We start from the raw sequence: 23,365 nt of genomic DNA, 5'->3' as shown, positions 1-23,365 counted from the left end.
GTCGCGCCCCTCAGGTATAGTGAATCCGGCGTTCGATCAGCCGGAATTGGAAGACGGTCAGCAAGAGAACAAGCACCATGAGGATCACCGACTGCGCGGAAGACCCGCCCAGATCGTTGCCCCGGAACCCGTCGAGGTACACTTTGTAGACCAGTGTCATCGGGTTGTTGCCCGGCTCTCCCTTCATCAGCGTGTCGAGGATCCCGAAGGTGTCAAAGAGCGCATAGGTGATGTTGATGATCAGCAGGAAGAAAGCGGTTGGCGCCAGCAGCGGAAAGGTTACCTGCCAGAACCGCCCGGTGGCGGAGCGGTTGTCGATCATCGCCGCCTCGCGCACCGCGCGGGGGATCGACTGCAGACCGGAGAGGAAGAAGATGAAGTTGACGGGGATTTGCTTCCAGACGGCGACCATGACCATGGCCGTGGCCGTCGAGTTGTAGTTGACGCCCAGTTTGAAATCCCAGCCAAAAGTCTGGAAAAACACGGTGAGCGGCCCGTTGCGCTGGTCAAAGAACAGGATGCCCAGAAAACCCGCCACCGGGGGCGCGATCGCATAGACCCACATCAGCAGGGTGCGGTAGCTCTTTGCGCCGCGGATCACATTGTCGGCCTTGACGGCCAGCAGCAACGCGATGGAGAGGGAAAAGAACGTGACAAGCGCCGAGTAGACAACCGTGAACCATGCGATCCGCATGTATTCGCCGTTGTTGGCCAGATCGGTGTAGTTTTCTACGCCCACGAAGGTCGACCCGAAGCCAAACGGGTCCTGTAGGTAGAAAGAGGATTGCAAAGCCCAGCCCGCAGGCCAGTAGAAAAAGATCGCGATGATCATCAACTGCGGCAGCAGCAAAGCCACTGGCAGCCAAACGGTCGTAAAGCCTGCGCGTTTCATGAACTGTCCCTGTCATGTGCAGAGTGGCCGCATGAGGCGGCCACTCTTATTGGTTCAAAAGCTGTACGTCAGCCTTGTGTTTTTGCAAAACGGGCCAACAGGGCGTTGGCTTCTGTCTCGATGGCTTTGAAGGCCGCGTCGACGTCTGTTTCACCTGTCAGGATACGGCCATATTCGCGGTTCATGATGTCGCGGATCTGCACGTAGAACCCCATACGGTATCCCTTGGTGTGGTCACCTGCTGGCAGGGTCAGCTGCTTGATGCCCACTTCGGCGGCAGGGAAACGCTCGTAGTGACCATCAGCAGCAGCCGCTTCATAGGCGGCTGTGGTGATCGGTACGTAACCGGTTTCCTTGTGCCAGAAATACTGTGTCCCGGGTGCGGTCAGGAACTTGAAGAACTCGGCCGTGGCCTTGTTTTCCTCGGCAGATTTACCCGACATCGCAAAGAGCGCCGCCCCCCCGATGAAGGTCTGTGTAGGCTCCGTTGTCACAGCTTCCCAATAGGGCAGCATGGTCGCGGAAAACTCAAAGCCGAGGTCTTTCTGGATCAGACCGCCGAAGGAGCCCGAAGAGCCCAGCCACATGGCAACCTGGCCTTCTTCGAATGGCTTGGCGTTGTCGCCCCAGCCGGTGCCGTACCATTCAAACAGGCCCTGGTCTTTCCAGTCCGAAAGCGCTGTGAAATGCGCCTTGATCGCCGGGTTGTCGATCAGGATTTTGGTGTCTGTGCTGTCATAGCCGTTGTTATTGGAGGCAAACTGCAGGTTGTGACGTGAGAAGAAATTCTCGGTGAAAATCCACGGCAGGTGCGATTGCGACAGCGGGATGTAACCCGCTTCCTTCAGCGCAGGCGCCGTGACGGAGGCAAACTCTTCCCAGGTCTTCGGTGGCGTGACACCCGCTTTTTCCAAAGCGTCGATGTTATAATACATGATCGGCGTCGAGGAGTTGAACGGCATGCCGATCATCTTGTCGTCGCTGTCCGCATAGAAATAGCGCACACCTGTGATGTAGTCGTTGATATCGAAATCGATACCGTTGTCGGCCAGCAGATCGGCAACGGGAATGGTCGCGCCCTTGGCCCCGATCACGGTGGCGGCACCGGCGTCAAAAACCTGGATGATGTTCGGATGCTCGCCCGCGCGGAAAGAGGCGATACCGGCGGTCAGCGTTTCTTCGTAGCTGCCTTTGTAAACAGGGGTGATCTTGTAGTCGTCCTGGCTGGCATTGAAATCTTCGGCCATCTGATTGACGGTTTCGCCCAGCTGCCCCCCCATTGCGTGCCAAAAGGTAATATTGGTTTCAGCAAAGGTTGCCGTGGTCGTCAGACCAAAGGCAGCCGTTGTTGCTGCAATCTGCAGAAATTTCATGTCAGGCTCCGATGTTGTCACCGCATGAGTGCGGCGAATGATACATTGTTATAGTGGCGCAGCGCCACATTGGCTTCCCTGTGCAAAGTCGACTGTCGACATACGCAAGCGTCGCGATTTTACCATGGATTGCTCCGTGGAGATTCGAAATATGCACGCGTGTTCACATAACTGTCAAATTTTACAGGTATGTGACGGTTCGGAAGGTTTTTGGAAAAAGTTAAGGATCGTCACGATGGCCCACGATCGACCCCTTGCCGACCGCGCGGCACAGCCCCGCCGCCGGGCGCGCGTCACCGCCGCCGACGTCGCCAAGACGGCCGGGGTGTCGCGGTCTGCCGTGTCGCGTGCCTTCACCCCCGGCGCCTACCTGGATGAGGATAAACGCCAGCGCGTGCTGAAAACGGCGATGGATCTGGGCTACCGTCCCAACGCGCTCGCCGCCAGTCTGCAGGGTGCGGCGACCGATCTGGTTGGCGTTGTGGTCGGCGGGTTGAGCAATCCGTACGACAGCGAATGGTTGGCTGCGCTGGTGTCCGCGCTGAATGCCTCGGGCAAGTGGCCTATCGTCCTCGGCGGACAGGCCGAGGGGCTGGACGAAAGCGTCACATCGATTCTCTCCTACCCGCTGGACGCACTGATCGTGCGCGGCGGCAGCCTTGGCGAAGCGCTGATCGACAACTGCACGAAACTCAACATCCCGGTGATCTTTTCGGGCCGCGTGATATCGCATCCGGCCATCGATTGTGTCGCCTGTCGCAATCACATGGGCATGGTACAGGCGGTGACCCTGCTGTTGGAGAGTGGGCGGCGACGCATTGGATACATCGGCGGGCCGCCCACCCTGTCGTCAGAGAAAGAACGGCTGGCGGGCGTGGTAGAGCGGTTGGCAAAGGCCGGGCTGACGCCCGCCGCGCAGGTAACGTCCGACTACAGCTTTGACGGCGGAAAATCGGCCATGCGCGCACTCTTGCAGGACGCATCGCCTGACGCGGTTGTCTGCGCCAATGATGCCATGGCGCTTGGGGCCCTCTCCTTTGCCCGCAACACCTGCAACCTGACGGTGCCGGACGATCTGGCTATCATCGGCTTTGACGACATCGCGATGGCGGACTGGGCGGAATTCGACCTGACAACCGTCCGAAACCCCTTGGAAGAAACCGTCAATGAAGTGCTGCGCCTGCTGGAAGATCGCCTTGCGAACCCTCAGAAACCGGGTGAGGTCGTCATGGTCGAGCCGATGCTGGTAAAACGTGGCACACATTAACCCCGATACATCCTGACTCCTGATCTACGAGCCTACTTGGACAGGCGCCATGGTCTGGACCCGGGGTTGTCATCAGTTATCGCGGTAATCCTCTAGAGTGTTGCGGAAGACCGTCATCGATATGGCAACCCGCCACTCTGCTGCTGACCCACATGTGACAAACAGGTTGGGCCACAAACGGGGGCTCGATCACCGCGGCGATGACGCCGATGAGCTCCGGAAAGCCTTCTGAGGTGTCGAACATGACGGTTTGGCATTGGCTACAGGCCACGCGCTCTGTCCGGGCTCCCGACGCGGCAACAAAGCGCATCGCTGTCTGAGGCCCGTGTATCGCGATCAGCCCTTTGTGAAAAAACGCCGTGAGGCAAGATGGCCTGCCGGTCGCGGCACGGCAGTCTGTACAATGACAGATCATCTGCGTAACCGGCGCCGTAGATGCCTCGAACTGCAGCGCGCCGCAGGTGCACTTGGCGGAAACCAGTGGTGACATCTCGCAGACCCTTTCCTGATTTGTGAGGTGCGCGTACGCCCAGCGCCTTGCCTTGCCCGCGTGGGCTCACAAGTACCCAGGCCTTTTTAGGCGCACGCACGCTGTTTGAAGTTCGCCACGCTATCCTGTTGCGTCGCTTGTGCCGGATCGCCGAAAACGCTCTGTGCCCTCTCCCGCAGCCAGCGAATGGCCGTCTGCACCCGCAGCGTCTGCACTGTATCAGGATGCGCATGCAAATGCAGAACACGGGTGATTTCATATTCAGGGTGGTCAATCCGCTGCAGCGCCGGATCGTTGTCCCCAAGACAGACCGGCAGCAACCCCTTGCCCAACCCGCCAGCAACCGCGGTACGCACCAGCCGTGCATCATTTGCAGTCAGCTGCAACACCTCTTCCGGTTTGCGCATCTTCTCAAGAAACTTGGCGGGCGCGCGGCGGCTTGCGCTTTCATCCATCATCGATGCCCAGGGTAAATTGTCATGATTGACGCCTCGGGGGCCGTAAACAGCAAAAGGCACCTCCACCAGCTTGATGGCAAATTCCCCCATTTGCGGTGGCTCTTCAAACCACAGGGATATGGTTGCAGCTGTCCACAGCGACGCCGTCGGTTGACCGGAGGCAAGGCGCAGGGACATCTGCGGATGAGCTTTTACGAAGGGGGGTAAAAACAGGTTTGCCAGCTGCTCCAAAACCCAATGGTCGCCCATGATCTGCAACTGCCCCACGGGGCCTTCTTCCGGAGCAGCCGCGACCTCGGCGATGGTGTCAGCACGCCGCTCGATCTCCATTGCGTGTACGATGAGTTTCTCGCCGATCTCGGTCGGAATAATGCCGGTTTTCGATCTCAAAAAGAGGGTTGTGCCAAGCGCCGCTTCAAGAGCCGAAAGCCTGCGCCCGGCCGTCGACTGGTCGATGCCCAACATAACGGAGGCCCGCGTCAGCGAGCCGGAACGGACAATGGCCAGCAGAATCCGCAGATCATCCCAATTTAAGTTCACAACCTAAACCCCTCGTACGTCTCTGCCGCGCAACCCCAGAGCGGAAATGATAAACTGCCGACCTCGCTCGCTGCCTTTTGGTACCAACAAACACCCCGCGTGCGACAATTTGTTGGCTCAGAAAACGGCGATGTTTTTACATTGCGCGGCATCGACCGATGGTCTCAGAAGACGGGGAATGAATCCTGACGAAGTCTTGACCAAATCCTGACCGTACGACAGTTCGTTCAGGAGCCGATATCAGCGAGTTCCAGGAATCTCGGAGTCATGCCGAATGCACGAATTAAGTCAGACGCCTTTTGGGCATGTTCAGAAGCCCGGCTTTCCGCACCCAACATCCTGTGCAAACGCGCCGCCGTTGCGTGGATGCGCGGCGTGAAAAAAACGTCTTCGGCCTTTTGCGCGCAGGTCAGCGCGTGCTGTGCCGCTTCCAAACCCGCTTCAGGCTGATCTGCTGCCAAGAAAGTTTCCGCTTGCAACCCGTACCAGTTTGCCAATTGCACCCCGGCACCAGCGGCTTCAAAGACCGCAATTCCCTCGTCCATCGCTTCAAACGCTGGCTCAAAATCCTGCAATTGCCCCAATGCCCAGCCGCGCATGACCAAGCCTGTGCTAAGCCAGAAATCGAAGTTGTGTTTCCGGCTGACGACAACGGCGCGATCCGCCAGCATAAGGCAGCCTGCGGCATCCCCCATGAACATGTAAGGCTCTGAACACAGTGCAAAGTGAATGGCCTGTGCAAACGGGTTCTCGTACACCACACTCAACTCGGCAGAGCGCTCAATATATGCTTTGGCCCTCTCGACATCCCCCGACAAGCTGGTGGTCCAGGCGGCATAGGCAGCGCAGGCCACAGCCGAGTTTTGTGTGGGCAGTGTCGCGGGAGGCGCATCGCCGGTGCTGCGCAATCCCGACATCAAATGGCCCAATGCCTTTTGTGTTTCTCCGCGGTGCAAGAGCACCTGCCCCATGCTGGCCTCGGCTTGCAGATCAAGCGCGGGTTCCCTGACTGAGGCCGCGATGTCCAGAAGCTTTCCCGCGTGGCCCAGTGATTCCGTCAAACGCCCGCCGACCCATGTGTGAATCCACAACCCCACCAGCACCCGGACTTCCGCCTTGGTGCTGCCCACGCCGCGGTTCAACACGCGGGCCCTGTAGTAGGCCTCTCCCACGTCCTCCGCGCCGTATCCGCGCAGCGCCGCCAAGGCGGGTGCCAGGCAAAGCTGCAGATCAAGTTCCTCCTGTGCAGCGTCTGGTAAATCTGCATCAATCAAGGCCAACCCGTCACGGGCAAAAGCAATTGCCTCGCGGCGCGCCGAACGGTGGAGCGCATCACGGCTGGCAGCAATCCAATAGGAAATGGCTTTCTGGCGCGCGCCAGCTTCCTGATGGTGCCAGGCCAGTCTTTCCGGCCTTGGGGTCCAGTCAAAAACTTCTTCTTCCAGCAAGGCAGCAATGTCGCCGTGCAGACGCTTTCGATCCCTAGGCGCCACCATTGAACAGGCCGTGTCATGAATTAACATGTGGCGAAACGTGTAACCATCTGGCTCCGCCTGAATAAACCCCATGCGGATGAGCGGCTCGACCGCGTGCTCGACCTCTTCCACCCGCTTCTCAAGCAAACGCATCATCAGCTCGATGCGTGCAGGCGTCCCAATGACGGCGATCACGTAGAGCAAGGTACGCAGCCCGGCGTCCAGCGCACCAATCCGGACGGCGATGACCGCCTGAACCGTGTCTGGCAAATCGGTGGAGGGATCAGCCCCGACCTGACACGCCAGAGCCAATTCCTCGATAAAGAACGGATTGCCGGCGGCGCGGCGCACCAGCTGTTCGCTGGTGGTCTCATCGAACCCCTTGCTGTCTGCGTTCTGCTGAAGCAAGCTCACACTGTCCGCACGCCCAAGAGGAGCAAGGTGCAGAACCCCTTCGGTCAGGGGCGCTGTGTCGGTGGGGCGCGTGGTCATCACGATCATAAGCCGCTTGCGCCCAATATCGCGGAGCATCGCCTCCAGGTACTCCTGCGAGGTGGCATCAATCCAATGCGTATCTTCAATGACAAGCACCATCGGCTGGCTCTCGCACCAGGCCGCCAACATTCTGTCGATCAGGACGAGGCTGCGTTGGCGCCGCTGATGATCTGACAGTGCGGCCAGTGCCGCCTTGGAGACATTGGGCTCTTCGTAGAGGTCCTGCAACAGCGCGGTATCGACATCATCAAGAAGCGTACCCTCTGGAGGCGGCGAAAAGAGCGACAGGCACATATCCCGGATGGGTGCGCGGGGTGAGTTTACCAAACTGGGAAGGCACTGCAGCTTGATGTGCCTGACACCTGCCTCATCCAACGTTTTCAGAAATTCGGACACCAATCGCGTTTTGCCAATGCCGGCAGGGCCGGACAAGACAACCCCCTGCCCGTCTCCTGTCTGCACAAGCTCAAGGTTCTTAAGCAAAAACGCCATTTCCGCGCGGCGCCCGACAAAGGCAGCAGGCTTTTTTCGGGGCCGCGCCGGGACACCGGATTGCATCTGAGGAATCGAGATCAGGCGAAATCCGGCGGGGCACTGCACGCTCTCAATCTCATCCCGCAGCTGATCATGGGTCGCGGCGCTGAGGATGATTTCGCTGCGTGCGGCAGCCTTGGAGAGGGTGTTGGCCTTGCGTTCAATCCCGCCGGGAGGTGCCCATTTTTCCGTGTCCTCCCCCGCAACGACGTCGCTGGTCCCGGTGTCGATCCCAACGGACACCACCGCACCAGGGCCCAGCATGTCCGCACAGTCCAACAGTGCCCGGGCACAATGCGCGGCCCGTCGGGCGCCGTCCTCGTAGATGCCGCCCAAGCCGAAAGAGACGGTGAAACCCTCCAGCACCATCCGCAAAAGGTGCCCCTGATACTGATCGACAATTTCCCGAGCGCGGCCGAGGAACTCGTCGGAGAGCGGCGGCGGGTCGTCAGCGCCCACCTGCCCACCTGAGTGTTCGATCCGAAGACTCAGAACCGCGGCCAATCGCTGTTCGCGGACCACAATCGCCTCGGCGTCACCCCCCACAAGGGCCGGGCTTGGCGTCTGCGGGCTCCCCTGCGCGGCAGCCACGAAGCGGAAGCCAAGGCCGTGGTAGGTTTTCAGAACCTCCTGGCCGTTGTCCGCCACGGCCGTTGCCTTGCGGATCAGGCTGACGGTTTTCTGCAAGGCCGCCTCGGAAACCTGTGCCGACCAGAAAGCATCCAACAGCTCGGATTTCGGCACCACACGATCCTGATGTTCGATCAGATAGCACAACACATCAAATGCCTTGGGTGGCAGGGGTACCAGGCCCATGTCATCGCGCAATTCGCGCCGCTCCGTGTCGAGCGCAAATGTCAGAAATCGAAAAATCATCGGAAAACTACGGACATTGGAAAAAGTGAGGTCTGTATGGCATATCCTATCAATGAATCCGCAAAAGCAACAGCCCGGGTGCGCAGCGGGTTCCGGTTGCTCCCGCGCCTGAGTTCCGCACGCGTTCCCTCCACGGGTCACTGCGGCTAACGTGACGGGTGTCGGCGCGCGAAAGATGGCACGTTACTCCGTCAACGGCTGGTTTGGGCCGACGTGTCGACATCACGCCCTCGGCAGATCTGATCCGTAGTATGACAGCCTACCCCATCCATGGGACGTCGAGCGTTTCCAGAACCGGAGGATCACATGACATTTCCGGCTGGGGACTAATGAAAAATGGCTCATTTCCCAAAGTTGATCCCTTCAGAATACTGCCATCCGCAATTTTGCCCGCAACCAGAGCGGCATCCACGTCACGCACCCGGGTAATCCACTGCCTGCCATCATGGGCCGTTTCAGTGCAAATGTAGGTGTCGGACCCGACGCTGATCGCGAATAGCACGCCCGATAGCGCCCCCCCATCACCCGGGTCCTGGGCAAAAAAGCCGTCTTCAAACCAAAACCGGTCGTCAGAAAGGCTGAAATGAATCACGTCCGCAAAGCCGAGTTCACCAGAAGTCCATGCATTGCCGGGGCACCACTCGATCGTGTCTTCCCCTGCGCCTTTGTCCATCTCGTTCAGCCCCGCACCGCCCAACAGAAATTCGTTTCGGGTCCCACCACTCAGCGTATCATCGCCTTCGCCGCCCTGGATCAAGTCTTTATCCGCTCCGTCCCAAAGGATGTCGTTGTCACTACCTCCCTGGAGAGTATCATTGCCGGACCCGCCTTCGAGTGAGCCCCGACCACCTCCCGCAATCAGCGTATCGTTCCCTTCAAGACCAAGGATCGTGCCATTCCCCGCGCGCCCATCAATGTAATCCGCCAAGGCGGTGCCCGTCAGAAAATCGTGACCGTCCAAATCGCCCCCGACGTCCCAATCCAGTAAACACTTGCCTGCTCTGGCGTGCAGCCCGTTCAGCAGGCCCCCACCCTGTGTTCCAAACCAGAATGAGTTGGAGACGACAGCGGAAGGTAAACCTGGTGGAAGAGAAATACTCCCAAGGGGCAACGGCACGTCGGCCGGTTCCTTCTGAAGCAAGCTCCGCCCCTCATGATCGAACAACAAGCCTGTATCGACCGCAAAGGTTTTCAATCCCTGCCTTTTTGTCACGTCAGGCGTCCCTTTCTCTTACTCACAACACAAGTTTTCGACTCATCATAACCACTTGAGACCCGGCAGTTCGGTGCTTGAAGCCGACCCTAATCGGCGCGCACCGCGCCCGGAACCTGAGCCGGCGCAAAAGGTTCCTGCACCTGCGCAATGAAAGCGGTCGACGGGATTGCTACGCCCTTGAAGGACTTCAGGATGCGCCCATCCGAATGATAGAACCCTTCTCTGGCAACAGCGGCTTGACCATGAGCCGCACTCTGGACCTTTCTATCGCACCAGCAACGCAGAACGGCGCCACGAGCCATAGAAACTTTGCGCTCTGCGATAAATCAGCCTGATGAACCCACTTTGAGAGGAGACAAGACTTAGCCTAATCAATTGATACCAAGTTATTTTTCTGAAATTTCAAAGGCCCGGCCAATCTCTGACCCTCGCAATTGACCTGAAGGGGGCTTGAGGCTCTAGCATGGCGCGATAGTCAAATGGAGGAAGCTGTGCGTGTCTTTATCACCGGGGCCACCGGCACGATTGGAACTGCGATCCTGCGCAAGCTCGTTGCAGACGGGCATGACGTCACCGCGTTGACGCGTTCTCAGAGCGCGCGGCAGAGCGTTATGGCGGCAGGGGCGACACCCTATGCGGGCGACTTGCGCGTGCCAGAGGACTGGGCCCGTCATGCGGTCACCCATGAAGCTATTATCCACACCGCAACAACGTTTGACAAAGACATGGCGGAAGTCGACGGCAGGCTTGTCGCGGCCCTTCTGGAGAAGGTCAAAAAAGTGCGGCAACGTCCGCGTCTGCTCTACACTGGTGGCTGTTGGCTCTACGGTGACACCAGCGAGACCAGCGCGGACGAAGATCATCCCTTCAACCCTGTGCCCGCATTTGCCTGGATGGTTCAGCACGCCAGACAATTGTTGGCATCGCCCGATTTTTCAACGGCTGTCATCCATCCCGCATTGGTTTATCACGCGGCGGGCGGCGTGTTGGAAAGCTTCATGTCGGCAGCAACATGCGGGCAGCCGATCGAGATTTGGGGCACCTTGGACGCGCGGTGGCCGCTCATTCATCGACAAGACCTGGCCGATGTTTACGGTGCACTGCTCGTGCGGTGCGATCTCATCGGCCATTTCAATGCGGTTGCCGAAGAGGGTGTTCCGGTGCAGCAGATCGCGGATTTCATTGCACATTACAGCGGTTCGGAGCATCCTCATTTTGTCGTGCCCATGGATGCATTGATTACACGACACGGTGCGGCGGCGCTTGGGCCGACTCTGAAGCAAGGGATGACAGCACAGAAACTACAAAGGCTGTTGGGCTGGACGCCAAAGCAACTGGATTACCGTGCATCCGATCTTTTCATCCCCAGAAAAAATTGATTGAAATCTGCGTATTACAAAAACGGCCGACCTAAACTGCTCAAGCGCGGCTGCAATGGCACTGCAAACACACTCTTTCCAACAGGACAGTTCTGATGAAATACTCTACCGCTAGGAGCGGTCCCGAAATGACATCAAAGCCCCATGACAACCTCCTGTTTCAACCGGTTCATCTCCCCTGCGGCGCGGTCCTGAAGAACAGGCTTGTCAAGGCAGCCATGTCAGACGCGATGGGGGATGGGTGTGGCAGGCCGACCCCGGCGCAGAACAGGGTATACGCGCGGTGGGCAGATGGTGGCATCGCCGCATCAATCATTGGCGAAGTGCAAGGCACGTCACGGTTTCCGGAAAATCCCGGCAATCTTGTGCTTCAGCCCGAAACCTCGACCCCCTTCGAAGAACTGGCCAGCGCAGGACAGGCCAATGGCGCGGGGCTGTGGGTGCAACTTGGCCACGCCGGGGCGCTCGCCCACGCGAAGATCAGCCAGCCCGCCGGGCCAAGCGCCATCGATCTGCCCGGTTTGACCTGCGCTGCGATGACCCTGAAAGAAATACGGAAACTGCCTGACGAATTTGCCCAAACTGCGCGGGCTGCCAAGACCATGGGTTTTGGTGGAGTTGAGATTCACGCCGCCCACGGATTTCTGCTCAGCCAATTTCTCTCCCCCTTGTTCAACACACGCAACGACGTCTATGGCGGCTCTCCGGAAGCGCGGCGACGTCTCGTTCTGGATGTGATTTCAGCCGTGCGCGATGCCGTTGGTGAGACCTTTCCCGTTGCCATCAAGATCAACGCCTCCGATCTGCTCGAAGGGGGGCTGACAGAGAGAGATGCGCTGGCTCTGGTCGACGAGTTGGAGGCCTGCCCCATCGATCTGATCGACATCAGCGGTGGGACTCATTTCCCGGGCGCGGCCTCTTCCTCCGATGGTGCGGGCAAAGGCCCCTATTTTGCAGAATTCGCCAGGCAGGCGCGCAAACGGACCGCAAAACCCCTGATGCTCACCGGCGGCGTCAAGACCTTCGCGCAGGCTGATGAACTGATACGTGCAGGCCACGCGGACGTCATTGGTCTGGCACGCGCATTGGTGCTGGAGCCGGATCTACCGCATCAGTGGCAACGCGGCGAAAATCTGAGCCCGGCCTTTCCAAGGCTGACGTCAACCGAGACAGGCGCTGTGACGGCTTGGTACACTGTGCGCATTGCTGCTCTGGCAGAGCGCCAAAAGGCTGAGGTCGCCATGGAGGCATCCGAGGCGCTTTCCCGGATCAAGGCGCAAGACGCTGCAAAAGTGGCGCGCTGGACAGATCATTTCACAGGGTTATGCGGCACGTGACGCCTGTGTCCGGGATTGATTGAAAGAACCCTGAATTGCCCGCATGATAAGCTTCAACTTCGCACCGTAAAATTATGAATTGAATATATAATTCACGAAAAATATCCTAACGCCTGACCTCCAGTGATCAGCTGACCCTGGCGGTGCAATTCAACCCCCAATGCGCATCCGCGAGGAAACCGCCGCGACAAATGCAAAGCTCTGCGCAGCCCCCCGCTCGATCCGCTCTGCCGCAGGCCCATCACACCCGCGACTTTCCATCAGCGCGACCAGCGATTGCCACGTTTGCTTGCCCAGACGTGCGCTGATGAAAGCCTGCGGCGCATCGGGCAAGGCCTGTGCAATATTGGTGCGAAAACTGGACCTGCCAAAGGACGCGCCATGTGCCACATAGAGCCCTCCGAGCAGTGCTTCCTCAGTTTCATAGACCAGCTGGGTTTCTACTTCCTGTGGTGGCCCCACATCCGCCTGGAGTTGGGCACATACCATCTGCAGGGACAGATCAGGCCATATACCCGCCTGCTGACGTGCCCTTTCCACCACCTCATAGAAACGCTGCAAGACCTGCAAGGCGGTACGATAACACCTGGGCGTGATATCGGGGGCGGTCAAACGACCCAGCACTGGATCATGATGCAATGTTTCATGCAGATCGCGTGTCGACAGGGCGACATGTGCTCGGACGCCCCTTCTTATCGGTGCCAGTTCTGTCATGTATCAATCTCCGCCAACACAGAGCGCAATTCATCCTCCCGGACTGGCTTTTTCAGCACGGGAGAGGAGGCAAACATCCCGCCAAGTTTCATCGTATCGCCGTAACCTGTCACGAAGATAAAGGGAATGCCCCGCTCCGCCAAGGCCTCTGCCACGGGCTCTGACGTCAGGCCAGCGGTTAAATTGATGTCGAGAATGGCAATTCCGGGGTTCAGGCGATCCAGCTTTGCGAGCGCATCCTGCACATTGAGCGCGGTCTCCACTGTCTCAAAGCCAACGGCTTCGAGAACCCGCGCCGTGTCCAGGGACACCACATAGTTATCCTCCAGCAGCAGGCATCTGGCCTTCGTGATTTCAAGCGGATCGTTTGCGAGGGGGTGGGGGAAAAGAGAGGTTGAAACACTCTCCAGCGTTTTGAGGGGGAGCTTGTCCACCAACACGGAGTCCGGCAGTTTCAGCACAACCCGCACCCCATCCTTCTGAAAATCCAGTTCAACCTCGCCATCTAATTCGAAGGGCACAGAGGTTTCGATCAGCGTGGTTCCGAAGCCCTTGATCTCCGGCGGATGAATTTCCGGCCCACCGTCTTCCCGCCAGTTGACGTGCAACCCGTCGTCATGCCGCTGCAGATCAATCGACACGTGACCCTCGGGCCGCGACAGCGCGCCGTATTTCACGGCATTGGTCATCAACTCGTGCACGACCAGCGCAAACATTGGCGCCAAATCCGACCGGATGCCAACGTCGTCGCCCCGTACGCTGACGCGCCTGTCTTCCTGATTGTAGGGTGCCGCTTCCAGCTCAAAGATCTGCATCGCGGTGGCGCTGACGTTTGTCTTTTCAGCCCCGAGATCATGGGCGGACGCGACCGCGGAAATACGGGCCTCCAGTGCGGCGACATAGCTTTGGATAGAGCCGTTATGGGTCAAGGATTGCTGAGACAACGACCGGATCAGGGCGAGAATATTGCGCACACGGTGGTTCAACTCGTCAATCAGCAACGATTGTTGACGGTTGGTCCTTTCGATGAGTGCCTTGCGCTCGGCACTCACCAGCATCGACCAGATTTCTTCGGCAATCGACTTTTGATCCAGGGTCCAGGGCTCCGATCTTCCGCGGACCTCCGCCTTGTACTGCGCAAAGGAGCTGCGTGGATTCAAGCGAGCCACGCCGTCCAGCTTGATGATCGTCTTTTCCGGTACACCGGCCCAGGACACAGCGCTTTGTCGATCCTTGCGAAAGAAGATGACTGCGCTGTCTTCCGGCAGTTTGGCTACAAGTATTCCAGAAATGTCCGGGCCGCATTGCGCTGAGAGTGTCGGATACTCCTCGCCGAGGCGCGAGGAAGAGGTAACACCGGGTTCGAAGGAACTATTCTCAAAGAGCTCTGCCAATCCCTCTCTGGGCGGCGTGATGCCGGTCGTGAACACGGCATCCTTGAATAGCATGGCCGCCCCGTCAGCCTGCATGGCCTTTGCCAGATCTTCAACCACGGCGGCCTCGAAAACCTCGGCGCTCATTTCTTCGCCGCGCCCTTTCGCGACTCTTCGACGCAATTCCTCGGCCTGCACGAGACGCTCCATCTGGGCCACCTGCTGGATGCTTTCCAGCTGTAGCTTGAAGAATTCTGCAAAATTGCGGCACAGCTGACGCATCCGCTGGTTGGGGTGCCGCGGCTTGGCATGGTGGAATGAGATGATCCCCCAGAGCGTGTCCTTGATCACGATGTTCAGCGTGAAGGTCGCCCCTGTCCCCATGTTGCGCAGGTACTGCATGTGCACACTGGAAACGCCGCGAAGATGCCCAGCCGTCATGTCCAGTGGCGGCAGCGTAGGTGTTGCGGACAGAACCGGAACGGGAGTGCCATTCACATCCGCGATGTAGCGCATTGGGGTTTGGAGCATGATCCTGCGCGCTTGTGCCGGGATGTCCCATGCGGGAAAATTCAGCCCGAGATAAGTGTCAATCCCGGCAACGGTGGCTTCGGCCTGCACCCGACCATGCCCTTCGGCCTCAAATTGATAAATCATGACCCGGTCGTATCCGGTGAGTATCTGCAGAAGTTGGACCGTCTTGTCGAAGAGCACCTGCGCCGTGTTCACAGAGCGTAGTTGCGATGTCAGAAACTCCAGATCCCGCAGGTTGTCCGGAACGGCCGTCTCCCGCAAGGTTGCCGGTTCAAACTCAAAAAGGGTGCATCCCGGCGCTGCCGACGCGGTGACAATGACTTCGCCTCCGAAAATCTTCAGAAGCCCCAACTCGTTCACCTTCTGATCGGTCTCCTGATGGATCATACCGTTGAGCAATGCATGCCTTTCTTCCCGGTTGCAAAGATCGTTGAGCGTTTGCGCAAGCAAATCTGTTACCGGGCGGCCGATAATGTCCGCCGTGTTGACGCTTGCGTAGAGCACCTGCAAGCTCGTGTTGCACACCGCAATCATCGCGCCATGCGACTGGATCGTGCCGGGTATGTGCACCGGTTCGGCAGCGCAGTTTTCCAGCGCTTCGGCCAGGTCGTTGTCTGAATTCCGAGCGTGCATCTTTCTCCTCCGGATACTCCGCGTGATCAGGCGCGTTTTCTCTCAAATCCGTCGCAAAAATGTGGCCTGAGCGTGCCTGCAATTAACAGAGAGTTCATCATGCTAAAATTTGGTTAGCGGCACATGAGTACTTGTTGCCCGATGCGCCGCACGCACGTCCCCAACAGCAAAAACATCGGGCGCAACGTGCCTTTTCCGAAATAAGTCGCGGCATGATGCCAGTCGGTGGGACGGCTCACTTGGCGGGCGATGCCTTGGACAGCTTACCCCGGTCAATCAGGTAAAATGCGATGTCCGAAACTTCCGAGGGCGAGACCGGTTTCCGGATCAGGTAATCCGCGCTCATCGCCTCGTTGTGATCACCGTTGGCAAAGATACTGGACCCGGTGATCGACAGAATCGGTGTGTCAGGCATGCGCATGCGCAGGAAATTGGAGAAAGAGACTGTCGCCCCGTCGATTACAAACAGATCCAGAATGACCAGGTCATACTGCGCCCGCAGTGCACGCGACATGGCGTCCGCCACCGAGCGTACGGCGTCCACGGCTGCCCCGCCCAGTTCAAGCGCGGATTTCAGCGAACTCGCAAGGGTCAAGTCATCTTCGACAATCAGAATATGCATGCACCACCTCTTCTTGAAATTGACAAGAATACTTCTGGCAGGTTTAGAAAGTCATAATCGAGGGGTCGCGCGGCATGGGCTGTCCGGTGGTTGCGCTTGATTTCATCCAGAAATCCAGGGCATGTCGCGGCGTTCAGCTGCCGTAGCGTGTGGCCCCCCGGCGGCGCTCGTCCACAGGATCGGACCGTACTACCGCGTGATGCGCCCGCTGATCGCAATTGACGCGCGGGCAGATCCGGCAGTTGATCCCGATGGGCGTCACCGTGGTATCGGACAACGTGTGCCCTTCGGCATATCCGATGGCCGAGATATGCTCGGTAGTGCAGCCCATCGCAACGGCGAGCCGCACGTCCTGGGCAAAGCGGGTAAAACTGGGACGATCCACCGTGCGGGCGAAGACAAAAAACCGGCTGGCGTCCGGCATTTGCACGAATTGTGACACGATACGCCCCGGCGTGCGGAAAGAAGTGTGCACATCCAGCCGCGGACAGGCCCCGCCATATTCCGCCAACTGGAAATCGGTGGCGTTAAAGCGTTTGGAAACGTTGCCCGCCTTGTCGATGCGCAGAAAGAAAAACGGCACCCCGCGCGCGCCACTGCGTTGCAGCGTCGTGGCACGATGGCATGCCTGTTCAAAACTCACGCCAAACCGCGTGGCCACATGGTCGAAATCATATTTACTGCTGAGGATTTCATCCAGATAGGCACCGTAGGGCATCAACACCGCCGCCGCGAAGTAATTCGCCAATTCCACCCGGCAGCGGGCGCGCCCTTGTGGGTCGGTCAGGCCCGATTTCAACATCAGGTCATCCAGAACCTCTTTCTGCTCGATCAGGCCGAGGACATGCACCAATTGAAACACCCGGTTGGGATGGTCCAGCGCCTCGGAGAGGATCACCTCGCGGCGGTCCTCGCTGTATTCGCGCAGCGTGCCCGGCATGTCGGCAACCGGCACCAGACGGACATGCAGGCCAAAACTCTTGCGCAGCCGTTCTTTCAGGGCCGCATAGATGTCATCGGTTGCCACGCGCCTGCCGCCCCAGAATGTTTCTGCCGCGCGTTCAAGCTCGTGAAAGTAGTTGTGATGCTTGCGGAAAAAGTTATGCACCGTCGCTTCGGGCGCCTTGGGCAGGGCCGCCTGCGCCCCCTCGCCCGCGCTGGCCATGCTCATCAGCTGGTCGGTTGCCGCGAGATACGCCTGATGCAGTTTTAAAAAGCAGGCCGCCAGATCGGGGCTATGCGTTAAGGCCCCTCGTAGCTGGGTCAGGTCCGGGCGTCCGGCCTCGAAGAGCGGATCCTGCAGGACCCCGCGCAGATCCGCCAGCTTGGCGGTGTCGTCATCCTCGACCAGATCGCGCCAGTCGACGCCATAGACCTCCAACAGCCTCAGCAGCACCGGCACCGATACACTGCGTTCGTTTTTTTCAAGCAGGTTTACATAGGATGTGCTGATGCCAAGCGCCTTGGCCATCTGCGCCTGGGTCTGAGCGCTATCGCCGCGCAGGCGACGCAGTTTTGGACCAATAAACGTCTTCATACAGTATTTGATACCGAAAATTTTACAAATTTACAATATTTCCATCTTGTAAATATTCGCATCCACAGCAGGACGCGGTTCCCTTAGGTCACAACCGGAACTTGCGCCATGGTCCTCTCATCAACAAGGAGGACTCAGATGCGCACCGGACAGACCCATCTCTTCATTCCCGGCCCGACCAATGTGCCGGAAGTTGTACGCCAGGCCATGAATGTGCCCATGCAGGACATGCGCGCCCCGGATTTCGGTGACGTCACTCTCAGCCTGTTCCAAGACCTCAAATCCGTCTTCCGCACCAAAACCGGCACCGTCATGATCTTTCCCGGATCGGGCACAGCAGCCTGGGAAGCGGGCATCACCAATACGTTGAACCCCGGCGATAAGGTGCTGATGGCCCGGCACGGGCAATTCTCGACCCTCTGGGCGGAAATGGCCGAACGGCTGGGGTTGGATGTGCATCTGGTGGACGTCCCATGGGGTGCTGGTGTCCCGGTGCGCGAATTCGAACGCCAACTGGCCGCAGACACGAATGACGAGATCAAGGCGGTGTTCGTCACTCATAATGAAACCGCCACCGGGGTGACATCCGATGTTGCCGCCGTCCGCCGCGCGCTGGACGAGAATTTCCACGACGCGCTGCTCTTTGTCGACGGTGTCTCCTCCATCGGATCGCTGGATTTCCGCATGGACGACTGGCGCGTTGATCTGGCCATCACCGGCAGCCAGAAGGGGCTGATGCTGCCCGCCGGTCTGGGCATTCTCGCGGTCAGCGAAAAGGCCATGGCGCTGGCCGAAACCGCGACCTCGCGCCGCGCCTATTTCGAATTCAGCGACATGGTCAAGCTCAACGCGGATGGCTATTTCCCCTACACCCCGCCCACGCAACTTCTGCATGGGTTGCGTAAATCGCTGGACCGGATCTTTGCCGAAGGGCTCGACAACACCATTGCCCGCCACACCCACCTCGCCGAAGGGGTGCGCCGGGGGGTGGCTGCTTGGGGCTTTGATCTGGTGGCAGAACACCCGTCGCTCCATTCCAACACCGTCTCGGCCATTCGCACGCCGCAGGACGTGGATGCGCGCGAGGTGATCCGCATCGCCTATGAAGATTACAACACCTCGCTGGGCAGCGGTCTGGCGCGGCTGGCAGGCAAGGTCTTTCGCATCGGCCATATCGGTGACCTAAACGAAGGCATGTGTCTCACCGCGCTTTCCGTGGCGGAGATGGCGCTGCACCGGGCAGGCGCAGACATCGAATTCGGCTCCGGCGTTGCTGCCGCACAGCGCTGGTTCGCCGATGAAACCCCTATGCAACAGCCGCTGGCCGTTGCCGCAGAATAACACAGTCTCAAAGGAAAGTACCCACGTGTCACACACCCTCTACCCTCTGAACAAACAACGTCTACAACGGTCTGAACTGGCCGTGCCCGCGTCGAACCCGACGATGATCGACAAGGCCGCCGAGGGCGCCGCCGACTACGTCTTTCTCGATCTGGAGGACGCGGTTGCACCCCCGGAAAAGGAACAAGCGCGCCGCAATGCCATTCAGGCCCTCAATGACATCGACTGGGCGGCCCGGGGCAAGACGGTTTCCGTTCGGATCAACGGGCTCGACACCCACTACATGTATCGCGACGTGGTCGATGTGATGGAACAGGCCGGGGACCGGGTGCACACGCTGCTGGTGCCAAAGGTTGGCGTCCCCGCCGACCTCTACATGGTCGATGCGATGGTCAATCAGATCGAACAGGGGCGCGGCTTGCACAGCCGCGTCGGGCTCGAGGCCCTGATCGAAACGGCACTTGGCATGGCCAACGTCGAGGCAATTGCGCAATTCGGCGGCCGCCTTGAGGCGCTGCATTTCGGGGTCGCGGACTATGCGGCCTCCATGCGGGCGCGTACGGTCAATATCGGCGGTCTGAACCCGCTCTACCCCGGCGATCAATGGCACGCATCAATCACCCGGATGGTGATTGCCTGCCGCGCCTATGGGCTGCGCGCCATCGACGGGCCCTTTGGCGATTTCTCTGATCCCGAGGGCTACAAGGACGGCGCGCGCCGGGCGGCTGCCCTGGGCTGCGAAGGCAAATGGGCCATCCACCCCAGCCAGGTTGCCCTGGCCAACGAGGTCTTCAGCCCGCCGGAAACCGAGGTTTCCAAGGCCGAGCGCATCATCGAGGAGTTGAAGAAAGCCGAGGACGAAGGGCGCGGCGCGGCCTCGCTCGACGGCAAGATGATCGACGCCGCCTCGGAAAAAATGGCGCGCAACGTGATCGATGTGGCGCGCGCCATCGCTGAAAAAGTCTGAACACACAAAAAGGGGGAAGACCATGGACATCCACGAACATCAGGCCAAGGAAATTCTTGCTGGGTTCGGGGTGCCCGTGCCCCGCGGCGGGGTCGCGTATTCCCCCGAACAGGCAGGCTACCGCGCGCGCGAATTGGGAGGGGAGGCCTGGGTCGTCAAGGCGCAGATCCACTCCGGCGGGCGCGGTGAAGCCGGTGGCGTAAAGCTCTGCAAGACCGAAGAAGAGGTGCGCGACTATGCCGCCACGCTCTTTGGCAAGCAGTTGGTCACCAAGCAAACGGGTGCGGCGGGCAAAGGCGTCTACCGCCTCTGGGTAGAAGAAGCCTCAGACATCCAGCAGGAGCTCTATCTGGGCTTTGTGCTGGATCGCAAATCCGAACGGATCATGATCGTCGCCTCTTCGCATGGCGGCATGGAAATCGAAGACCTCGCGGAAAAGGACCCGGACTCCCTGCGCCGCATGATCATCGACCCGGCGGTCGGGCTGGCGGGCTATCAGGCGCGTGAGCTGGCCTTTGCGCTGGGGCTGTCCGGCGGACAGATCGCGCAGATGGTCAATGTTTTGAACGCGTGCTACCGCGCTTACCGGGACCTCGACGCCTTCATGGTCGAGATCAACCCGCTGGTGATCCGCGCCTCCGGCGATCTGGTGGCGCTGGATGCCAAGATGAGTTTCGACACCAACGCGCTGTACCGGCGGCCGGATGTGGCGGCCCTGCGCGACCCCAGCCAGGAAGACCCGCGCGAGGCCATGGCAGCCGATCACGGGCTGGCCTATGTGGGTCTGGACGGCGACATCGGCTGCATCATCAACGGCGCCGGTCTGGCGATGGCCACGATGGATATGATAAAGCTGGCGGGCGGCGAGCCGGCCAATTTCCTCGACATCGGCGGTGGGGCCAGCCCGGAACGTGTCTGCACCGCCTTTCGCACCGTGTTGTCGGACCCGAATGTCGGCGTGATACTCGTCAATATCTTTGCGGGCATAAACCGCTGCGACTGGATCGCGAATGGGGTCATTCAGGCCTACCGTGACATCGGGCTGGACCTGCCGGTCATCGTGCGGCTCGCCGGGACCAATGTGCAGGAGGGCAAGGCGCTGCTTGAGGCATCCGGCCTGCCGATCATCGCGACCGATACGCTGGCCGAAGCGGCAGAGGCCGCCGTCTCCCTGCGCAGACAAAACGCCGCGGCCTAACTCAAAACGGATCGGAGGACCCCATGGCCATTCTCATCGATGAAACCACACCTGTTCTGGTGCAGGGCATTTCCGGCCGCATCGGCCAGTTCCACGCGGCGGAAATGATTGAGCACAACACCAATGTGGTCGCGGGTGTCACGCCGGGCAAAGGCGGCAGCCGCATTCTGGATCGCCCGGTGTTCAACACGGTGCGCGAGGCCGTTGAGGCCACCGGCGCGCAGGCCAGCGTCATGTTTGTGCCGCCCCCCTTTGCCGCGGACGCGATGATGGAAGCCGCCGATGCGGGCATTCAGACAGCGGTCTGCGTGGCCGATGGCATCCCGGCGCAGGACATGATGCGGGTGAAACGGTTTCTGCGCCGCTACCCGCGGCATCGGAAAATGCGCCTGATCGGGCCGAATTGCGCCGGTGTCATCTCGCCCGGGCGCGGGTTCATGGGGATCATGCCGCCGCATATCTACACGCCGGGCCGTGTCGGGATCGTCGGGCGTTCCGGCACCCTTGGCTATGAGGCGGCAAGCCAGATGAAGGCTCTGGGCATTGGGGTATCGACCTCCGTGGGGATCGGAGGCGATCCGATCAACGGGGCCTCCTTCCGGGACATTCTGGAACTTTTCGAGGCGGATCCGGACACCGATGCGGTGATGATGATCGGTGAGATCGGCGGCCCGCAGGAGGCCGAGGCCGCCGCTTTTGTCCGCGATCACATGAGCAAGCCCGTGGTCGCCTATGTGGCGGGTCTTTCAGCACCAAAGGGTCGGCAAATGGGGCACGCCGGCGCGATCATCTCCGCCTTTGGCGAAAGCGCGCAGGAAAAGGTGGAGATGCTCAATGCTGTCGGCATTACCGTCGCCCCGAACCCTTCGGCCATGGGGGCCACGGTGGCCGAAGTGCTGCAGGGTCGACACGCCGCGTGATACCCGGGCGGCCCTCTGGAAGCCCTCGCAAAAGACGTTCAAACCCGCTCAGGACAGGCCAAGGTGCCTATGCGCGGCACCCCATTCGGCGTCGTCCTGGCTGAACGCAGGGGCTGCGAGGCGCACATAGTCACGCTGCGCCTCGATCTCTTCCGGCACCAGCGCAGGCGTCAGCAGCATACGGGCAAAACCCGCCATCGCACTCAGGCGACGGGGGAAACTGCGCTGCAGATCAGGTCGCGCAGCCACTCTCCTCTTGACGATGGATACGAAGGGCTCGGGCACCCGCCCACCGATCCGCAACACGTGATCCGTCGGCGCGCTGATCGCAAAGGTGCCCCGCCTGTACTCCTCCGTGTAAAGCGCCAGCTGCGAGGCGGCAGCCTGAGAGAAATTCGCAGGCGGCATCGCTCTCAGCGCCTTCATCATCATCTTCTCCGATATATTCCGGTACTTTACGCGGCGCCCTAGTGCCTGCCCCATGGCCTCGGCAATCTCGTCAGGCGACAGGAGTGCAGGCCCCGTGGGGCGGTAGGTTTTGCCCGCGTGGACCTCCGGGTCGCTGAGGGCCGCCACGGCAACGCTGGCAATATCCTCATTGGACGGCGGCGCGTTCCCAGGCACTTCCCCTGCCCCCAACGGCATCGCAAAGAGCCCCAGATGAGCGGCCATATCCAGCACCATCAGATAGTTGTCGGCAAACCAGCCTGGAATGATGGAGGTCACGGTCATCTCGCCCGGCATGCGGATCAGGATGTCACCAAGATAGGTTTCCCGCGTGAAGAGCGACGGGTGATCAGCCGTGGACAGCCATTGACCAAGGGTAACCACATGCTCAAGCCGCGCCTCGAAGGCGGCAGCCGTGAAGACGGCATTATAGTGCAACCCATTGGGCGCGGTCGGCGCGCATTGATAGGCACGCTGGACGTCTTTCATTGCCGCGCGCATGTCGGTCAGCGCATATTGATCGCCGACAAAGATCTCTGCACCGGCCTCCTTGAGCTGCTGGGCACGGTGATCCTGCCGCCGCACAAAGGCACGCACGGCAAACCCCTTTTCCAGCAGTTGAAGGGTGACCGGCAGGCCGGTTTTTCCGGCTGCGCTGGTGACAAGAATTCTGGTATGCGTTGACATTTTGATGCCTCCCTTTCACAGATTACTAGATGAACTAAAGTGATTACTTTATTTTTTAAA

18 protein-coding genes are annotated in these 23,365 nt (G+C 59.6%); 7 read left to right on the top strand and 11 right to left on the bottom strand.

Going from position 1 to position 23,365, the window contains the following annotated elements; all coding sequences use genetic code 11:
- Nucleotides 1-10 precede the first annotated feature (10 nt).
- A complete protein-coding gene (locus Q1A52_RS10015; protein ID WP_300014287.1) occupies nucleotides 11-892 on the bottom strand; it encodes an ABC transporter permease subunit in 882 nt (293 codons plus the stop codon).
- Nucleotides 893-960: 68 nt separating this feature from the next.
- Nucleotides 961-2,265, bottom strand: coding sequence for an extracellular solute-binding protein (locus Q1A52_RS10010; RefSeq protein WP_300014285.1), 1,305 nt, complete (start codon nucleotides 2,263-2,265; stop codon nucleotides 961-963).
- A 235-nt stretch (nucleotides 2,266-2,500) separates the two neighbouring features.
- Between Q1A52_RS10010 and Q1A52_RS10005 the strand changes: the two genes are divergently transcribed.
- Nucleotides 2,501-3,532: a LacI family DNA-binding transcriptional regulator gene (locus Q1A52_RS10005; RefSeq protein ID WP_300014283.1), complete on the top strand. Its 1,032-nt coding sequence runs from the start codon at nucleotides 2,501-2,503 to the stop codon at nucleotides 3,530-3,532.
- Nucleotides 3,533-3,608: 76 nt separating this feature from the next.
- On the opposite strand, the gene Q1A52_RS22855 is transcribed toward Q1A52_RS10005, so the two are convergent.
- The 4 genes from Q1A52_RS22855 to Q1A52_RS09990 all read right to left on the bottom strand — a co-directional run bounded on the left by Q1A52_RS22855 (nucleotide 3,609) and on the right by Q1A52_RS09990 (nucleotide 9,595).
- The gene (locus Q1A52_RS22855; RefSeq protein ID WP_367278024.1) at nucleotides 3,609-3,947 is read right to left on the bottom strand and encodes a GFA family protein; all 339 of its coding nucleotides are present in this window, start codon (nucleotides 3,945-3,947) and stop codon (nucleotides 3,609-3,611) included.
- A 161-nt stretch (nucleotides 3,948-4,108) separates the two neighbouring features.
- Nucleotides 4,109-5,020 (bottom strand): LysR family transcriptional regulator, encoded by a 912-nt coding sequence (locus Q1A52_RS10000; RefSeq protein WP_300014281.1) that lies wholly within the window; start codon nucleotides 5,018-5,020, stop codon nucleotides 4,109-4,111.
- A gap of 227 nt (nucleotides 5,021-5,247) precedes the next feature.
- Nucleotides 5,248-8,400, bottom strand: a complete 3,153-nt coding sequence (locus tag Q1A52_RS09995; protein ID WP_300014278.1) for an AAA family ATPase — start codon at nucleotides 8,398-8,400, stop codon at nucleotides 5,248-5,250.
- Between the two features lie 259 nt (nucleotides 8,401-8,659).
- Nucleotides 8,660-9,595, bottom strand: a complete 936-nt coding sequence (locus tag Q1A52_RS09990) for a calcium-binding protein (RefSeq protein ID WP_300014275.1) — start codon at nucleotides 9,593-9,595, stop codon at nucleotides 8,660-8,662.
- A gap of 500 nt (nucleotides 9,596-10,095) precedes the next feature.
- Here Q1A52_RS09990 and Q1A52_RS09985 point away from each other — a divergent pair, with 500 nt between their 5' ends.
- Both Q1A52_RS09985 and Q1A52_RS09980 read left to right on the top strand, forming a co-directional pair.
- Nucleotides 10,096-10,995 (top strand): NAD-dependent epimerase/dehydratase family protein, encoded by a 900-nt coding sequence (locus Q1A52_RS09985; protein WP_300014272.1) that lies wholly within the window; start codon nucleotides 10,096-10,098, stop codon nucleotides 10,993-10,995.
- A 95-nt stretch (nucleotides 10,996-11,090) separates the two neighbouring features.
- The gene (locus Q1A52_RS09980) at nucleotides 11,091-12,332 is read left to right on the top strand and encodes an oxidoreductase (protein ID WP_367278016.1); all 1,242 of its coding nucleotides are present in this window, start codon (nucleotides 11,091-11,093) and stop codon (nucleotides 12,330-12,332) included.
- A gap of 150 nt (nucleotides 12,333-12,482) precedes the next feature.
- Here the strand turns inward: Q1A52_RS09980 and Q1A52_RS09975 are convergent, their stop codons facing one another.
- The 4 genes from Q1A52_RS09975 to Q1A52_RS09960 all read right to left on the bottom strand — a co-directional run bounded on the left by Q1A52_RS09975 (nucleotide 12,483) and on the right by Q1A52_RS09960 (nucleotide 17,745).
- Nucleotides 12,483-13,046, bottom strand: coding sequence for a hypothetical protein (locus tag Q1A52_RS09975; protein WP_300014265.1), 564 nt, complete (start codon nucleotides 13,044-13,046; stop codon nucleotides 12,483-12,485).
- Nucleotides 13,043-15,586: an HWE histidine kinase domain-containing protein gene (locus Q1A52_RS09970; protein WP_300014262.1), complete on the bottom strand. Its 2,544-nt coding sequence runs from the start codon at nucleotides 15,584-15,586 to the stop codon at nucleotides 13,043-13,045. The genes Q1A52_RS09975 and Q1A52_RS09970 overlap by 4 nt, the downstream gene beginning before the upstream one ends.
- A gap of 235 nt (nucleotides 15,587-15,821) precedes the next feature.
- Complete coding sequence (locus Q1A52_RS09965; protein WP_300014259.1) at nucleotides 15,822-16,208, bottom strand: response regulator; 387 nt, start codon at nucleotides 16,206-16,208, stop codon at nucleotides 15,822-15,824.
- 133 nt (nucleotides 16,209-16,341) lie between these two features.
- The gene (locus Q1A52_RS09960; protein ID WP_300014256.1) at nucleotides 16,342-17,745 is read right to left on the bottom strand and encodes a short-chain fatty acyl-CoA regulator family protein; all 1,404 of its coding nucleotides are present in this window, start codon (nucleotides 17,743-17,745) and stop codon (nucleotides 16,342-16,344) included.
- A gap of 138 nt (nucleotides 17,746-17,883) precedes the next feature.
- On the opposite strand from Q1A52_RS09960, the gene Q1A52_RS09955 reads away from it, so the two are divergent.
- From Q1A52_RS09955 to sucD, 4 genes are read left to right on the top strand one after another with little or no spacing between them, the layout of a single operon-like run.
- Nucleotides 17,884-19,086, top strand: a complete 1,203-nt coding sequence (locus Q1A52_RS09955) for an aminotransferase class V-fold PLP-dependent enzyme (protein ID WP_300014253.1) — start codon at nucleotides 17,884-17,886, stop codon at nucleotides 19,084-19,086.
- A gap of 25 nt (nucleotides 19,087-19,111) precedes the next feature.
- On the top strand, nucleotides 19,112-20,053 hold the full coding sequence (locus tag Q1A52_RS09950; RefSeq protein WP_299866052.1) for a CoA ester lyase: 942 nt from the start codon (nucleotides 19,112-19,114) through the stop codon (nucleotides 20,051-20,053).
- A gap of 22 nt (nucleotides 20,054-20,075) precedes the next feature.
- The gene (locus Q1A52_RS09945; protein ID WP_299955248.1) at nucleotides 20,076-21,251 is read left to right on the top strand and encodes a malate--CoA ligase subunit beta; all 1,176 of its coding nucleotides are present in this window, start codon (nucleotides 20,076-20,078) and stop codon (nucleotides 21,249-21,251) included.
- Nucleotides 21,252-21,274: 23 nt separating this feature from the next.
- Nucleotides 21,275-22,171 carry a succinate--CoA ligase subunit alpha gene (gene sucD, locus Q1A52_RS09940; RefSeq protein WP_195819045.1) on the top strand — a complete coding sequence of 299 codons (897 nt, stop codon included), beginning with the start codon at nucleotides 21,275-21,277 and terminating at the stop codon, nucleotides 22,169-22,171.
- A 48-nt stretch (nucleotides 22,172-22,219) separates the two neighbouring features.
- Here the strand turns inward: sucD and Q1A52_RS09935 are convergent, their stop codons facing one another.
- Complete coding sequence (locus Q1A52_RS09935; RefSeq protein WP_300014249.1) at nucleotides 22,220-23,305, bottom strand: NmrA family NAD(P)-binding protein; 1,086 nt, start codon at nucleotides 23,303-23,305, stop codon at nucleotides 22,220-22,222.
- Nucleotides 23,306-23,365 lie beyond the last annotated feature (60 nt).

This window comes from uncultured Roseobacter sp. (genome assembly GCF_947488185.1).
Taxonomy (GTDB): Bacteria; Pseudomonadota; Alphaproteobacteria; order Rhodobacterales; family Rhodobacteraceae; genus Roseobacter.
This window is presented reverse-complemented; position numbering and strand designations above follow the sequence as displayed.